We start from the raw sequence: 14,806 nt of genomic DNA, 5'->3' as shown, positions 1-14,806 counted from the left end.
ATGGCGTGGTCTACTTGACGCCGTAGCGGGCGAGGTACCGCGTCGAGAGCAGGCGCAGGATCCGGTCGAACACGAAGCCCATGATGCCCAGCACGATGATGCCTACGAAGGTCCAGTCGATGCGGCCGTAGTTGCGCGCCTGCCAGATCATCGATCCGATGCCGTGGTCGGCGGCGACGATCTCGGCGGAGACGATCGTCAGGAAGCTGTTGCCCATCGCGAGGCGGGCACCGGTGATGATGCCGGGCACCGACGACGGCAGCACCACCGTCTTCATGAGCTGCAGCTTGCCCGCCCCCAGGTTCGTCGCGGCCTGCAGTTTGTTGTCGCTGATCGAGACCGTGGCGGCGATCGTGCTGACGGTGACGATGAAGACCGAGGTGTAGAAGATCAGTACGACCTTGGACGTCTCACCGATGCCGAACCACACCACCGCCAGCGTCACGAATGCGATCGGCGGGATGAAGCGGAAGAACTCGATGTACGGGTCGAGCAGCTGTCGCACGATGTTCACGCGACCCATCAGGATGCCGATCGGCGCACCGATCACGACACCGAGGCTCCAGCCGATGAGGATGCGCTGCGCGGACGCCCAGATCGACGTCCACAGCACGCCGCTCTCGGCCAGTTCCTTTGCCGCCGCCCATACCTCGACCGGGGAGGCGATGGTGGTGGGTCCGTACCACCAGGCCAGGAACGACCACACCGCCAGACCGATCGCGGCGGACGCGATCCCCAGGAGTGCGGTGCGAGCGGCGACGGTGGATGCGCCGGCACCGCGACGGCGGGTGCGGGATGTGCGCGCGGCGCGCACGGTGGTGGGGGTGTCGGCTACGGCGGTCACAGCTGGTCCTCCTCGATGCCCTGGTTGCGCAGCGACGCCACGACCTCGGCGCGGATGTCGTCCCGCAGTTGCTCGTATAGATCGATCACCTCGGGGTGGGCACGATCGCGCGGTCGCGGCGCATCCACCTCGTAGATGCTCTTGATGCGCGCTTTCGGTCCGGCCGACATGACGACCACGCGGTCCGCCAGGGTGAGCGCCTCGTCAATGTCGTGCGTGACGAAGACGACGGTGCAGCCGGTGTGCCGCCAGATCTTGTCGAGTTCGGTCTGCAGGACCTGACGGGTCTGGGCGTCGAGCGCACCGAACGGCTCGTCCATCAGCACGAGCGACGGCTGGTTCGCGAGGACGCGCGCGATCTGCACGCGCTGACGCATACCGCCCGAGAGCTGGGCCGGGAACTTGTCACCGGCGTGCGGCAGGCCGACCATCGCGAGATACTCGGCGGCGATCCGCGCCTGGGCCGCCTTGTCCGCGCCGTGCATACGCGGTCCGTACGCCACGTTCTGGCTCACGGTCATCCACTCGAAGAGGGCCTCCGAGCTCTGGAAGACCATGCCCGCGTGCGGGTTGCTCCCGTAGACCTCGTCACCGTCGCACACGATCTCGCCGGCGGACGGCTTCACGAATCCCGCCATCGCCGAGAGCAAGGTCGACTTGCCGCATCCGCTCGGACCGAGCAGGCACACGAACTCGCCCGGTCGAACGTCGAGGCCGATGCCCGAGACGATCTCGGCGGCACCGAAACTGATGCCGAGATCGCGGACGTCGATCGGGACGCCCTTGGTGGTGGTTGTCGCTGTCACTGCTTGTCCTCCTGGTACCAATCGAGCAGCATCGTCGAGGTGAGGTCGGGCTGCTCGGAGAGAACGCCGATCTTCTTGTAGAAGTCGACGATCGACTGTGCGGACTCCACGTCCTTGTCGGTGAGATTCTCGACACCGAAATCGATTTCGCTAACTGCCGTGACGGTCTGGTCCTCGGCCACGTTGACGGCCTTCTTGGTCGCGGCTGCCGCCGTCTGCGGGTCGGACTCGACCCGTTCGCTCGCCTGGGCGAGCACCTTGGCGATCTTGCGGGCGGTGTCCTCGTTCTGCTCCAGCCAGGGGGCCGTCGTGATGGCCCAGTGGTGGTAGAGCCAGTCGTAGTCACCGGTGACGGCAACGACGTGCCCGCTGCCCTGCGACAGCGCGGTGGCCGGCCACGGCTCCCACAGCACGTAGCCGTCGATGTCGCCGCGACTGAGGAGCGCGGGCATGTCTGTCGGTGTGGCCGAGACCATCTCGACCGCGCCCGGGGCGATTCCGTTCGCCTCGAGGTACTTGTCCGTCGAGATCTGGCTCAGCCCGGGAACGATACCCATCTTCTCGATACCGGCCGCAGTGTCGACTCCGTTGCGCAGGACGACCTTGATGTAGTCGCCGGAGACCTCGTACGAGTACATGGCCCGCAGCGACGGATTCTGTCGCAGCTGGGCGATGGTCGTGGTGTCGGAGCTGCCCGCCACCTGGACCTGACCGGTGGCCAGTGCATCGACAGCCTCGCCGCCACGGCCGAACTGGACCAGTTGGACGTCGAGACCCTCGTCCGCGAACATCCCCTCCTGATCGGCCACAAAGAACGGCGCGTAGGACGCGTCGATGCCCACCGCGATCCGGAGCGGGCCACCGCCGCTGTCGGCCGTGCTCTGCGTTGCGGGCCGGCTGCACGCCCCCGCGGCAACCGTGAGAACAAGTGCTGCTGATGCAAGGGTCACCTTGCCGAATGTCGATCGCCAGGCCATGTGTGCACACCTTCGTTCCGTGATCTGCGCCGCATTTGCGGGGTCGTGGTGAAGAAACCTAACGGCGGGGGGCAGCGGCGAAAACCAACGCGGTCCATCGTGCGGACCGGGGCCGGATAACTTACCGGCGCGCAACATCGCACCTGGTCCGAGAGGATTGTTCGAAATACGAAGGAAACAAACTCGACGTGGTCACAGCGTCCATTCGGGGGCGCCGCCGTGGCACACGCGGGCGACGTTGGCCGCCGTCATCTCGTAGATCCGGCGCCGCGCGGTGGCGCTACCACCCGCGACGTGCGGACTGAGCAGGACCCGGTCGAGCCGGCGCAGCTCGCTGTCCGCTGCCAGCGGTTCGCGATCGAAGACGTCCAGCGCCGCCCCGCCCAGACGTCCGGAGCGCAACCCGGCCACCAACGCATCCGTCCGGACGACCGGGCCGCGGGCGACGTTCACGACGATCGCTCCCTCCGGCAGCCGGGCCAGCTCGGACGCACCGATCAGTCCGCGGGTCGACGGCGTCAACGGCACCGCGAGCACGAGGACGTCCGACACCGCGAGCAGGTCGTCGAACGGGAGATGCCGCGCCGACGCGTCGGACCTCGGGCGGCGTGCGGTGTACGCGACCTCGCAGCCGAACGCCGCGAACAGACCTACGCACCGACGGCCGATGTCCCCGAACCCGACGATCCCCACCCGGCGCTCACCGAGGTCGCGACAGTCGTGGTCCAGGATCCGCTCCTGCGGCCAGTCCCCGGCGCGGAGCCGGTCGTGCGCCCATCCCATCGACCGACTCAGGCTCGCGGTCGCGACGACGGCCCACTCCGCCACCGAGGCCGCGTTGGCGCCGGGGGTGTTGGCGACCGGCACCCCCGCCTGCCGCCACGCGTCCACGTCGATCCAGTTCACACCGACGCCCGGTTGCTGAAGCAGCCGCAGATGCCCACCGATCTCGGCTTCCGCTGCGCCCAAGGGCAATCGACCGCTCCAATCCCCGACCACGATGTCGACGTCGGGCAGCAGGGCACGCAGCTCGTCCCGGGATCGGGTGACCGGTCGGATCACCTCGACACCGGGGGCGGCACCGCGCAGCAGACCACCGAGGAGGTCACGCTCGTCCGGCGCCAACAGCAGTGTCCGCATCGCACACCGTCCTCTCGATGCGTGGAGCCCGCCGCACGATGCGCGGCCGGTTCCACGAACTGTGTTGCGGGAAGTCGACTCAGGCGACGCTGCGCGCGTGCGCGGACGCCTTCGCCAGGAACTCGAGGCTCAGCGGGTTGTACAGTGCCGCCTGCTCGTGCTGCGGCCAGTGGCCGCACTCGGGGTAGAGCTGCAGCTGCGCGCCGGGGATGTCCTCCGCCATCTTCTTGGCCTCCGGCACGTCACCGAACGGATTCTCGTGCCCCCACACCACCAGGGTGGGGGCCTGGATACGGGCGAGACGATCGGGACGCAGCAGGTTTCGCTGACGGGTCTCCATGTCCTGCAGAGACAGCAGGTTGTGGATGTTCGCGACGAAATCCGGCTGGTGGTAGATCCGGTGCCGCGCCTCGACGAGTTCCTCGGTGGCATCGACGGGATCGTGCATGAGCAGCCGCAGGCGTGCCCGGGTCAACTCGACGTTGTCGCTCTGCACCGCCTTGGTCGTCGAGGTGCGGATGCGCTCCATGATCTCCGGGTTGGCGACGGTGCCACCGGCCGCGAGCAGCTGCAGCGACAGCACCCTCTCCGGCTGTTCGCTGGCCAGGTGGGCAGCGACCCATCCGCCGAGTGACTCGCCCACCAGATGAACCTTGTCGAGTCCGACGGCGTCGAGGTAGTTCACGAGATGCTCGACGTATCGGGGGATCTCGTACGCGTAGTCCGGCTTTCCGGTGTAACCGTGGCCGAGCATGTCGATGGCGTGGCACTCGTAGTGCGCGGCGTGTACCGCGATGTTCCGCGCGAACGCCTCGAGGTGGCCGCTGGTGCCGTGCAGGAACACCACGGCCTCGTCACCGGAGCCGGCCTGCAGCGATCGGGTGGGGATGCCCGCGGCGTCGACGGTCTTGACCGCGAAGTCGATGCCGGCCAGTTCGTTCCAGATTGTCATGAGTGTGTCCTTTGCAGAAGAGATGGGAGGGGAAGTCAGTGCGCCGCCGGTGCCGCCGCGGGATCCAGGACGACGACGCCCATACCGGTCAGCCATTCCGGAACCGACTCGTAGGCAAGCCGTTCGGCGGGGATGTAGTCCATCATCGCGGCCATCATCAGCCAGGTGCGCAGTTCCTGGGCACCGTTGCCCGCCTCGGCTTCGATGGCCGCGCTCGTGTAGCCCGCGAGTTCACCGGCCTTGCCGACGGCGAACAGGTCGAGAATCCGGTCGTCGAACTCGGGTGAGATCGCAGCCTCGGCGGCCCGGATGATCTGGCGCCGGCGGACGTCGTAGTCGGACCAGTTCTCGCGACCGTCGAGCCAGGCCTGGACCATGAAGTCCTCGTCCTCGCCGTGCGGATCCCGCCAGTCCGGCCACGGCAGCCGGTGTGACAGCCCGCCCGAGGCGATGACGGCCACCCGCGTATCGCCGGGGTACGACGCGATCGCGTCGCGCAGTGCCAGGGCGAGCCCTTCGCACCGCCCGAACGTCGGCAGAGGAGGCGCGAACACGTTGACCACGAGCGGGACGATCGGGACGTCGAGCCCGGCCAGCAGGTACTGGATCGCGTGCGACTGTCCGTGATCGATCTGCAGACGCGCCGAGAACGCCAGATCGAACCTTCCGCCCTCCACCACCTCGTCGGCGAGGTGGCGGGCGAGGTCGACATCGACGTTCTGCGGGCCTTTCGGCGTGCCCGACTCCCCGCTCGCGATGCACTCCCCGACCCCGAGCGTGAACGGGGGGATCAGGTCGAGCCAGAAACCGCGAAAGTGGTTGGATCCTAGCAGGACGACGACGTCGGGTCGCGCGGCGGCGATGCGGTCGCGCGCCGCCCCCAGCGCGGCGCGGAACCGCTCGGCCTCCGCCTTGTGCGTCGTCTCCTCCCAGTGCGTGTTCATGAGGGTGCTGTGCGATGCACCCACCCCCAGCACCAGTTTCGCCATCAGTCGATCCCCACTTCCTCGAGAGTCCGGGTCACGGTGTCGACGGCAACCCGGATCAGGTAGCGCGTGAGGCGTTCCGCCTCGCGCAGGTCCACGGTGTTCATGCCCATCGCGAAGTCGACCTCGAACGGGGCGTCGACCACCTTCGGCATACCGACCCGCACGGTCGGAATTCCGCGGCCGCGCAGGATGTTCGCGTCGGTCGCGCCACTGGCGTCGTGCACCCCGTCGTGCGGACCGCCCTCGAACGCCTCCCATGCCTGGATCGCGCTGCGACACAGCCACATCTGCTCGTCTGACGACTCTCCCGGGATCGCCAGGATTCGTTCGACATCGATCCGCGCGTCCAGATCGGCGGCGATGGTCCGTACCGCTTCCGTCAGTTCGCGCCCGGCCGCCGACGGTGTGGTCCGCGGGCTCAGCCGCAGATCCACCGTCATCCGCACCTGTCCCGGCGTGAAGGACGCGGTGCGCTCCCAACCACCTCGGATGTTCGCGACCATCCCCTGCGGCAGCACCAGCCCGTCCCCGTGCCGGTGCGAGTACTGCGGGAACCACTCCTCGAGCTGCAGCGCCACCGCACCGGCCAGCGCGACCGGATTCCGGTAGGGCAACCGGTGCCGCGAACCGACGTAGGTGTGGGTGCCGTGCACGGTGATCTCGAACCACGCGAGCCCCACCTCCTCCCACGACACCGTCCAGCCCGGCTTCGCGATGAGTGCGAAATCCGGCCACACGCCCTGCTCGAGCAGGAACGAGCAACCGACTCCCTGGCCGGTGTTCGTGCGCGGATTACCCACGCCCGGCCGAGCGTTGGTCGGCATGCCGCCGGCGCCGAAGCCGGCCAGTAGGTCGCCTGCCAGCGGGATCTCCGCGGCCCGGATCGCCTCCACAGCGGCTATGACGCAGGCCGCGTGCCCCTTCGGATTCGACGCCCCCAGACCGATGACGTAGTCGCCGTCGACGGCGGCCTCGGCGCGCAGATCCGGTCGCAGCGTCTCCGCGGCCCACGGCACGTCCTCGGCGGCGTCCCCGCTCGTGACCGTGTCGATCGGCGCGTACAACATCAGGTCCGGTCCGGTGCCGGTGCCGCGCACCCGGGCCCACGAGTTCGCCTGCCGATCGTCGAGGTACATGGTGTGCGCCTCGACCCCGCCAGTCGCCAACGTGTCCGTGATGTGTCGGGCGAGCGGTGCCTCGTCGCCGGTCGGGCTCGCGATGTCCACCAGCCCGACCGTCAGCTCGCGCAATCGCTCGCGATCCACCTCGCCCCATGCCCTCTCGACCCAGCGGCGGCGCTGTTCGTCGAGACCGGCGAGAGGGTCGGCGGTCCCGGAGGTCACGAGTTGACCTGGTGTACCTGGGTATTGCTGCGGGCCGCGACGAAGCGCCAAGCCGGCCGCGCACCCACGGCGAGCAGGACTCCGACCGTCACGCTCACGAGAGTCTTGAACATCGTCTTCTCCTCTAGTCCGAAGCGGCCGGGGTCCGCGGCGCCGGTTCGGCGCCGTTCGACTCGGCGGCAGGGGTGGCAGGGGTGGCACGGCGTCGCTCCCGTGCCGGGCGCGCCGGTGGCTGCGGGGTGTGTGCCACCGCGGCGGCGATCTTCTCGGCGTACTCCTCCTCGGCGAGGTTGCGCCACGCGGTGAGCGAGATGTCGGGGCGGTAGAGCTTCTCCGGCGGCGCGTCCGTCACCCGGACCATCCACTCGTCCTGGCCGGAGAACTGGCCGTGGAACAGCCAGCGGATCGCGCCCAGGTACTTGGCGTAGAAGCCGAGCTTCGCCGCGCCGGTGACGAAGTTGACCATGAGACCCACGTACTGGTGGTTGTCCTCGTCGACGGGGACGTAGAACTCGTAGTGGATGAAGTTGGGGTATGCGATGCGCAGCACCCCGGGCATGGACAGCGACGCGAAGCCCGGGAACTTCTGGGCCTCGATCACCGGATTCACCTTCAGGCCGGCGCCGACGTTGCCGATCTGCGAGATCTGGCTCTCGTCGGGCTTCTTCTTCCACCAGCGCTTGTTGGTCCACTTGCCGACGCCGGGGAAGTCCGCCTCCCAGTACACCTCCTCCTGCACCCGGAAGAGCCACCGCCCCTCGGGCACGATGCTCGTGATGTTCCACGTGGGCATCGGCTTGAACAGCCGCCACAGCGCGGTGCGGTGCAGGTACTTGGCGTGGCCCTCGTCGAAGCCGTTCTCACACGCGAATCGCCAGTTGCCGCCGCGCGGTTGGATGCGGCCACCGACGATGCCCTCGTTCTCGACGAGTTCGCGGGGCAGCTGCTCGTCGATCGGCGGCGCGGGCTCCTCCGCGATCGGAATGTAGACCCACACCAGACCGAGCCGCTCCTCGACGGAGTACGTCCGGACGGAGAGCTTCCCGCAGATCTTCGAGTCGGGTCCGTCGGTGATGACCGCGGCGAGCTTGCCGTCGTTCAACCGGAACGTCCAGCCGTGGTACGGGCAGCTGACGGTGCCCGGGAACTGCTGATCACCCTCCGACAGCGGAACGCCGCGATGCGGGCAACGATCGTGCAGCGCATACACTTTGCCGCTGTCACGGATGATCGCGAGCTTCTCGCCGCAGATCGTGTAGCTCTTGGGGTCCTTGGTGATGTGGCTGGACCACGTCACCGGGTACCAGTAGCCCCGGTAGCCGCTGCCGGCCTCGTTGTATCGGGGCCACGCCGTCCAGTCCTGCCGACCGGCCGCACGCGGCCTCCCCGGGAGCGCCTGTGCGGCGTCCAGCGCCTCGACACCAGTCATGTGAAGTCCTCTCGACACGAGATCTTTGGTACGCAGATCTTCCTACGATTCCGTCGCTCTTCCAACGGATCCGGTTCGCTCAGCAGACCCGGTTCACCGCCGGGCCACGACGGCCTCACCGGCGGCGCACAGCGTCCCGTCGGAGTCGCGCTCCGCGAGGTCCAGAACGATCCGGTCGTCGTGGACCTCGCGCACGGTTCCTGTGACCGTGAGCGTCGTCCCGACGTATGCGGGCGCACGGTTCCGCCACCCGACGGACAGCACCGCATCCGGATCGCCGACGTACCGGGTGGCGGCACGGAAGAACAGGATGCCGTGCAGCTGCGCCATCACGACCCGGTCGGCCAGCCCCTCCGATCGCGCGTATGCGGTGTCGTAGTGGATCCGGTGGGCGTTGTGCGTGGCCGCGCCGAAGCGCTGCACGCGGTTCGGATCGGTTTGCAGCACAACAGGTTCGATTGTTGCTCCGACGACTGGGCCGGCATCGCCGATCATCGGACGATGAACCTCTCTGTGACGGTCGCCAGCGCACCGGCCGCGGCGGCGCGGTAGGTCTTGACGACGGTGATCAACAGGAACCGGGCGTCGCCGCCCCCCTTCCACTCGATCCGGTCGACGACCCGATCGGCGCCGATCCGCTCGCCCAGCGGCGTCGGCCGATGGAAGTCGACGTCCTGCCCGCCGGCCATGAGTCGGACGTCCAGGCCCGACGTCCCGGGCACCTCGTCCGCGAACATTCCGTCGGGTCGATAGTCCTCGTCCCGCGCGTCGCTCGGCCCCCGGAGCAGGCTGGGCACGTACATGGGGTGCACAGCGAAGTCCGGACGGTTCGGTTCCAGATAGCGGGGGTCGTCCTCCGCGCATGCGCGCGCGAAGGCGACCGCCTCGGCGGGGCGGACCGATCCGAGGTCGCGATGCTCGCGGGTGCCGATCGTCGCCGACACCCGCTCGTGGACGATGTCCAGTGGAGTTCTCATGCGGCGACGCTAGGGGCAGCACCACCTGCATTGCCACAGACCGGGACCGCCTGACGGACCGCGATCCTTTGCCCGCGCGCGGAGATCGGGTCAGGTATGCGCATGACGAATCGACCGAACAGCTTGTACGCCACCGCAGCCGGTGTGAAGTTCCATTACCACGACCTCGGTGAGGGTTCGCCCACCATCTTCCTGCACGGTGGCGGCCCGGGATGCACGGCGTGGTCCGACTTCAGCCCCGTCGCACCACTGTTCGCGCAGGACCGGCGCGCGATCCTCGTCGACATCCTGCAGTACGGTCTCTCGGACAAGTGCACGATCACCGGCCCGATGTGGGACTTCCACGCGGCAAAAGTGGTGGCCCTCCTCGACGAACTCGGCATCGACCGCGCCGACTTCGTGTGCAACTCGTGGGGCGGCACCATCGCACTGAACCTCGCGGCCAAGTACCCGGAGCGGGTGCGTTCGCTGGTGATCACGGGCAGTATGCCGGTGTTCTACGGGCCGCTCGCACCGCTCCCCGAGGACGGCCGCCGGGGACGGAACGCGCGGGACATCTACTACGGCGGGGAGGGCCCGACGCGGGAGAAGATGCGGCAGCTCATCACCAAGCTCGAGTGGTTCGACGGCGACCGCCTGCCCGACGAGACCCTCGACATGCGATACCAGCAGAGCCTCGACCCCGACGAGATGGCGCTGGCAGCGGCCTCTGACAACCCCCGCGGCGACTGGCAGGACCTCACCACGGAACTCGGAATGATCAAGGCACCGGTACTTTTCGCGTGGGGCATGCACGACGCCTTCCTCACCCCCGACTACCCGCTGATGCTCGCCCGGATGATCGAGCACGGCCACCTCTACGTGATGGACAAGGCGTCGCATCACCTCCAGGAGGAGCGGCCGCACGACTACTACACCGTGGTGACCGGGTTCCTGAACCAGCAGCATCCGTGACAGCCGACGCGACGACCGACGCGGTCCGGGACGGTGCCCGCGTCGCTGAGCCCGAGGGCTGGAGCCGGATCCGGCTGGTCGTGATCCTCGGCCTGCTCACCGCCCTCGGGCCGTTCACGGTGGACATGTACCTGCCGGCACTGCCCGCGATCACCGAGGACTTCCTGACGTCGGACGCCGCCGTGCAGCTGACACTCACCGGGACACTACTCGGCCTGGCCCTGGGCCAGTTGGTGATCGGGCCGCTCTCCGACGTCTTCGGACGTCGACAGCCACTCGTCCTCGGCACGTCGCTGCACGTCGCAGCGTCGGTGGCCTGCTGGTTCGCTCCGTCGATCGCGGTCCTCGGCGCGCTGCGCGCACTGCAAGGGCTCGGCGCGGCCGCGACCGGGGTGATCGCGATGGCCGTCGTCCGAGATCTGTTCGAGGGCAGGGACGCTGCCGTCGTGATGTCGCGACTGATGCTCGTGATGGGCGTCGCCCCGATCCTGGCTCCCTCGATCGGGGGCGTGCTGCTGACGGCGGTCTCGTGGCACGGTGTGTTCCTCGTCCTCGCCGGCCTCGGGCTGGTGATGATCGTCCTCGGCGGGGTCGCGATGCCCGAGACGCTGCCACCGTCCGCGCGCGTCGGGCGCGGCCTCGGGCCGGTGCTCCGCACGTACGCGACGTTGACCCGCGACGGACACTTCATGGTGCTCGTACTGGTGTGCGGACTGGGCCGGGCGGTGCTGTGGGCGTACATCGCCGGATCGTCGTTCGTGATGCAGGACCAGTTCGAGCTGGCACCCGAGGTCTACGGCATCGCGTTCGCGGCCGGAGCTGTCGTGCTGATCGGCGCCTCCCAGCTCAACGTCGTGTTGCTGGGACGCTTGACGCCGTTGGGCATCTGCGTGACATCGCTTGCGGTGAGCACCGTGCTCGGCGCCGTCGCGATCGCGTTGGCGGCGACCGCCACCGGGGGCTTCCTCGGCTTCGCGCTCCCGGTCCTGGCACTGCTGTGCGCGACCGGCTTCGTGATGCCGAACGCGCCGGCGCTCGCGCTGTCCCGGCACGGCGAGGCCGCCGGGACCGCGGCGGCGATGGTGGGATTCGCACAGTTCGGGGCGGCGGCGGTTATCTCCCCGATCGTCGGACTGCTCGGCAACACGTCGCTGGCGATCGCCGTCGCCATGACCGGATCCGCGGTCCTGGCGCTGCTCGCGCTGGGGACGGTCGTCAGGCCGTCCGCGCGATCTCGTGCAGCGCTCGACTAACGCCCTGTCCCGCGGTCCGCAGCGGGCCCGAGATCCGGGCGAGGTTCATCCGGGCCGTGCTGGTGGAGACACTGACGGCGCCGACCACGGTCGAACCTCCCGAAAAGATCGGGACCGCCGCGCTGGCCGTCCCGAGGCGGACTTCCTCCGCCTCGACCATCATCGCCTCGCTGCGAGCGCGTTCGAGTTGCCGCCGCAGCATCGCCGCCGACGCCACCGAGCGATGCGTGAATTTCGCGAGCCCGCGGGCGACGACCTGCTCGAACACCGCCGGCGACGAGAAGGCGAGCATGACCTTGCCGGTGGCGGTGACCTCGACCGGCAGTCGGCCGGCGACGCGGGACGGCACCTCCACCGACCCGTGGCCGGAGATCTTGTCGATGTACAGCACGTCGAGGCCGTCGCGGATCGCCAGGTGCACGGTCTCTCGGGTGATCGCGTGCAACTCCTGCAGGAACGGCAGCGCGGCCTCGCGCAGAATCCGCTGTGTCGGGACGAGCTGCCCCAGTTCGAATAGCCGCAGGCCCAGCCGGTAGTCGGTTCCGATGCGCTCGAGCAGTCCCAGTTCGACCATCTCGGCCGCGAGTCGGTGCACCGTCGCCTTCGCGACGCCACTGCGCCGCGACAGTTCCGTGAGCGACAACGAACCCGACTCGGCGTCGAAGGACTCGAGAAGTAGGCGCACCTTGCCCAGCAGCGATGTCATCATCCGGTGCCTCCTACGATCGCCGTCCCACCCAGCGGGGCCGGTGCGCAGAGCCTACCGAGAATCCGTCGAACGCTTGTTTCGATGCCGGTGGCGCCGGAAGGCCGACGGGATTCTCAGCCGATCGTCCACAGCGGATCGTCCCCGCGGCACGCCCGCGCGACGTTCTCCGCGGTCATCGCGTACATCCGGGCCAGCGCCGTCGAACTGCCTCCCGCGATGTGCGGGCTGAGCAGCACGTTGTCGAGGTCGAACAGCGGGCTGTCGGTCTCGATGGGCTCCCGCGCGAAGACGTCGAGTGCCGCACCGGCCACCGTGCCGGACCGGATCGCGTCGGCGAGCGCCGTCTCGTCCACGACCGGTCCGCGGGCCACGTTCACCACGAGCGTCTCGCGAGGCAGCAGTTCGAGCTCGCGTGCCGAGATCAACCCTCGGGTGTCCGCGGTCAACGGGACCGCGACCACCACGACGTCCGACGCCGCCAGAAGGTCGTCGAGCGGCAGGTGTGGCACCGGCGCGGCCGGCGCGAGTGGTAGGCGACCTCGCACCCGAACGCCGTGAACAGTTCTGCACAGCGGCGATTGATGTCACCGAACCCGACCAGACCGATCCGACGATCGCCGAGATCCCGGCAGTCCCGCTGTCGGACCGACGTCTGCGGCCACCGCCCACGGCGCATCTCGGCGTCCGCCCAGCCGATCGACCGGCACAGGTTCGCGGCGGCGGCGACCGCCCACTCGGCCACCGACGCCGCATTTCCTCCGGCAATTTACGCCTATCACCCCGCATCAACCATGAGTGACCATGGCCCGGAGCGCTTGGCTGTCCGATTCAACCGTTTTGTAGGTTGTCGAGATGTAGCGAAGATTGACGAGATAGGCCGGGCGGATTAACTACGCCCCCGAGGCTTATACGCGGCCGACCTGCGCTTTCCCGGGTGTTGCAAATAGGCCACGGCTTGGCGTAGGAGCGGAGGCCCGCCGAACGACTGGTCTGCCGTGCGCGGCACGGTGTGAAGGATTCTACGGACGCGGCCGGATCAGTGTCTGGCTGCGTGCGTACACGGACCTGCGCCGCGTGGGTGTTCGGCTACCGGAGGCGGGAGCGGTCGAGGAGTTCGGCGACATCGAGCAGTTCCGGTGGGTTCATGTGCTGGCGCGGCAAGGCGTGCACCCCCGCAGCGGTGACCCACACGGTGCCGGCTCCGTCGATGGTGACGTCTGGGTGGGGACTGCGGATCGGGGTGCTCGAGATCGGCTCCCAGGTGACCAGATCGAGGCGGGTGAACAGCCAGTATTGGTGGTGATCGGCGGGATACACGGCAGGTCCCGGCAGTGGCCACCACCGCCCACGGCCGGAACCGTCCGGGGGATGGCCGACGATCCAGAGCAGGTCTTCGATCTGTCCGCCGCAGAGGACATGATCAGGCAAGGGATCCAGCTGGGCGAGGGTGAGATCGTCGAGTATCCGGTATGCGGAGGTGCCGTCGACGATCGTCGGTGGAAGGCCGGTCAGAAACGGCCGATAGGACATCACCGCGGTCTCCAGCGGCGGACCGACGGTCACGGCGGCGTGCAGATCGACCCGGACCAGGCGCGCCGCTCCGAGCGCGCCGGTGCTCGGGTCACGCCAGCGAAACAGCAGGACAAACCCACCTTCGCAGGTGGTCATCGATTCGAGGTCGCCCCACTGCTCGGGTCCATGCCTTACCAGGTCCTGTCCCGGGCGAGCGAGGATCAGCTCGGCGGTGCCGCGGTCCGGGACCGCCACGGCGAGCAGCGTCTGGGCATGGGCTGCGCCGTCTCGAATCGGTGTGTCGGTGATCGCCTCGACGGTGCCGCCACGGGGGCAGTGGAAGATTCCGTCCCAGCCGCCCACCCAGCAGCCGTCGGCGTGTGCCCATACCGAGCGGGTGCGATCGGCCGGCGGAGCATCGAAGATCTGCCCGGGCACGATGTATTCGCGCACGCGCCGGTCGGCGTCGAGATGCACGACCAGGGGCAGTTCACGGTCGGCGATCCACAGGTCGCAGTCGTGCGCGGATATCGCGGCGGGGATCACGCTCGGCCGCAGCGGCGGTGGTGGCACATCGGTCAGGTCGAGATCCACCAGCACGCCCACCTCGTGAGTGCGTTCGATCTGCGGGTCGGGGCCGGTGGGCCGGGGAACCTGGGCGAACGATCGTGGAGAGGTGGTGACCTGCCGATAGCGACGGGTGCCGGGCACCGGCCTGAACGGCGAGTGCGGCTGATCGACCTCGCGCCGGTACCGATCGGATGCGACGTGGATGCGCCTGACCCGGCCGCGGATCCGCCCGGTGGTGGCGTAGGACAGATCACCGATCAGCCGGCCGGTGACCTCGACCTGACCGAGCACCGGACGACGGGTGTACCAGGTGGCCGTCCACCCCACACCGCGCAGCAGCACGGTCCAGTC

14 protein-coding genes and 1 pseudogene are annotated in these 14,806 nt (G+C 68.7%); 2 read left to right on the top strand and 13 right to left on the bottom strand.

Features of this window, described 5'->3' with window-relative positions; all coding sequences use genetic code 11:
• Nucleotides 1-10: 10 nt before the first annotated feature.
• From RBB84_RS02160 to RBB84_RS02115, 10 genes are all read right to left on the bottom strand, one after another.
• Complete coding sequence (locus tag RBB84_RS02160) at nt 11-844, bottom strand: ABC transporter permease (RefSeq protein WP_024103355.1); 834 nt, start codon at nt 842-844, stop codon at nt 11-13.
• On the bottom strand, nt 841-1,650 hold the full coding sequence (locus RBB84_RS02155) for an ABC transporter ATP-binding protein (RefSeq protein ID WP_005517218.1): 810 nt from the start codon (nt 1,648-1,650) through the stop codon (nt 841-843). The genes RBB84_RS02160 and RBB84_RS02155 overlap by 4 nt, the downstream gene beginning before the upstream one ends.
• Nucleotides 1,647-2,627 carry an ABC transporter substrate-binding protein gene (locus RBB84_RS02150; RefSeq protein ID WP_024103354.1) on the bottom strand — a complete coding sequence of 327 codons (981 nt, stop codon included), beginning with the start codon at nt 2,625-2,627 and terminating at the stop codon, nt 1,647-1,649. Before RBB84_RS02150 ends, RBB84_RS02155 begins: the two co-directional genes overlap by 4 nt.
• A 192-nt stretch (nt 2,628-2,819) precedes the next feature.
• The gene (locus RBB84_RS02145) at nt 2,820-3,767 is read right to left on the bottom strand and encodes a 2-hydroxyacid dehydrogenase (protein WP_024103353.1); all 948 of its coding nucleotides are present in this window, start codon (nt 3,765-3,767) and stop codon (nt 2,820-2,822) included.
• A 79-nt stretch (nt 3,768-3,846) separates the two neighbouring features.
• Nucleotides 3,847-4,719 (bottom strand): alpha/beta fold hydrolase, encoded by an 873-nt coding sequence (locus RBB84_RS02140; RefSeq protein ID WP_024103352.1) that lies wholly within the window; start codon nt 4,717-4,719, stop codon nt 3,847-3,849.
• A gap of 35 nt (nt 4,720-4,754) precedes the next feature.
• Nucleotides 4,755-5,708, bottom strand: coding sequence for a 3-carboxyethylcatechol 2,3-dioxygenase (locus tag RBB84_RS02135; RefSeq protein WP_024103351.1), 954 nt, complete (start codon nt 5,706-5,708; stop codon nt 4,755-4,757).
• Nucleotides 5,708-7,051 carry a hypothetical protein gene (locus RBB84_RS02130; protein WP_064255895.1) on the bottom strand — a complete coding sequence of 448 codons (1,344 nt, stop codon included), beginning with the start codon at nt 7,049-7,051 and terminating at the stop codon, nt 5,708-5,710. Before RBB84_RS02130 ends, RBB84_RS02135 begins: the two co-directional genes overlap by 1 nt.
• Nucleotides 7,052-7,175: 124 nt before the next feature.
• A complete protein-coding gene (locus RBB84_RS02125; RefSeq protein ID WP_024103349.1) occupies nt 7,176-8,480 on the bottom strand; it encodes a Rieske 2Fe-2S domain-containing protein in 1,305 nt (434 codons plus the stop codon).
• A 93-nt stretch (nt 8,481-8,573) separates the two neighbouring features.
• Complete coding sequence (locus tag RBB84_RS02120) at nt 8,574-8,975, bottom strand: MaoC family dehydratase N-terminal domain-containing protein (protein ID WP_024103348.1); 402 nt, start codon at nt 8,973-8,975, stop codon at nt 8,574-8,576.
• Nucleotides 8,972-9,457, bottom strand: a complete 486-nt coding sequence (locus RBB84_RS02115; protein ID WP_041803576.1) for a MaoC family dehydratase N-terminal domain-containing protein — start codon at nt 9,455-9,457, stop codon at nt 8,972-8,974. Before RBB84_RS02115 ends, RBB84_RS02120 begins: the two co-directional genes overlap by 4 nt.
• A 102-nt stretch (nt 9,458-9,559) precedes the next feature.
• Here RBB84_RS02115 and RBB84_RS02110 point away from each other — a divergent pair, with 102 nt between their 5' ends.
• Nucleotides 9,560-10,411 carry an alpha/beta hydrolase gene (locus RBB84_RS02110; protein WP_197481811.1) on the top strand — a complete coding sequence of 284 codons (852 nt, stop codon included), beginning with the start codon at nt 9,560-9,562 and terminating at the stop codon, nt 10,409-10,411.
• Complete coding sequence (locus RBB84_RS02105; protein ID WP_024103345.1) at nt 10,408-11,664, top strand: multidrug effflux MFS transporter; 1,257 nt, start codon at nt 10,408-10,410, stop codon at nt 11,662-11,664. Before RBB84_RS02110 ends, RBB84_RS02105 begins: the two co-directional genes overlap by 4 nt.
• On the opposite strand, the gene RBB84_RS02100 is transcribed toward RBB84_RS02105, so the two are convergent.
• The 3 genes and pseudogenes from RBB84_RS02100 to RBB84_RS02090 all read right to left on the bottom strand — a co-directional run bounded on the left by RBB84_RS02100 (nt 11,627) and on the right by RBB84_RS02090 (nt 14,797).
• Entirely contained in the window at nt 11,627-12,373 is a 747-nt protein-coding gene (locus tag RBB84_RS02100) for an IclR family transcriptional regulator (protein WP_024103344.1), read from the bottom strand. The two genes, RBB84_RS02105 and RBB84_RS02100, sit on opposite strands and share 38 nt — an antisense overlap.
• A 113-nt stretch (nt 12,374-12,486) precedes the next feature.
• Nucleotides 12,487-13,049 (bottom strand): annotated as a pseudogene (locus tag RBB84_RS02095) (NAD(P)-dependent oxidoreductase).
• A 410-nt stretch (nt 13,050-13,459) separates the two neighbouring features.
• Entirely contained in the window at nt 13,460-14,797 is a 1,338-nt protein-coding gene (locus RBB84_RS02090; protein WP_231911972.1) for a hypothetical protein, read from the bottom strand.
• Nucleotides 14,798-14,806 lie beyond the last annotated feature (9 nt).

Source organism: Rhodococcus sp. D-6 (genome assembly GCF_040256695.1).
Lineage (GTDB): Bacteria > Actinomycetota > Actinomycetes > Mycobacteriales > Mycobacteriaceae > Rhodococcus > Rhodococcus pyridinivorans.
This window is presented reverse-complemented; position numbering and strand designations above follow the sequence as displayed.

What these genes read in the sequence shown, in the direction of transcription:
- RBB84_RS02150 (WP_024103354.1), bottom strand. Translation starts at nt 2,627, where the DNA reads ATGGCCTGGCGATCGACATTCGGCAAGGTGACCCTTGCATCAGCAGCA.
- RBB84_RS02145 (WP_024103353.1), bottom strand. Translation starts at nt 3,767, where the DNA reads ATGCGGACACTGCTGTTGGCGCCGGACGAGCGTGACCTCCTCGGTGGT.
- RBB84_RS02140 (WP_024103352.1), bottom strand. Translation starts at nt 4,719, where the DNA reads ATGACAATCTGGAACGAACTGGCCGGCATCGACTTCGCGGTCAAGACC.
- RBB84_RS02135 (WP_024103351.1), bottom strand. Translation starts at nt 5,708, where the DNA reads ATGGCGAAACTGGTGCTGGGGGTGGGTGCATCGCACAGCACCCTCATG.
- RBB84_RS02125 (WP_024103349.1), bottom strand. Translation starts at nt 8,480, where the DNA reads ATGACTGGTGTCGAGGCGCTGGACGCCGCACAGGCGCTCCCGGGGAGG.
- RBB84_RS02120 (WP_024103348.1), bottom strand. Translation starts at nt 8,975, where the DNA reads ATGATCGGCGATGCCGGCCCAGTCGTCGGAGCAACAATCGAACCTGTT.
- RBB84_RS02115 (WP_041803576.1), bottom strand. Translation starts at nt 9,457, where the DNA reads ATGAGAACTCCACTGGACATCGTCCACGAGCGGGTGTCGGCGACGATC.
- RBB84_RS02110 (WP_197481811.1), top strand. Translation starts at nt 9,560, where the DNA reads ATGACGAATCGACCGAACAGCTTGTACGCCACCGCAGCCGGTGTGAAG.
- RBB84_RS02100 (WP_024103344.1), bottom strand. Translation starts at nt 12,373, where the DNA reads ATGATGACATCGCTGCTGGGCAAGGTGCGCCTACTTCTCGAGTCCTTC.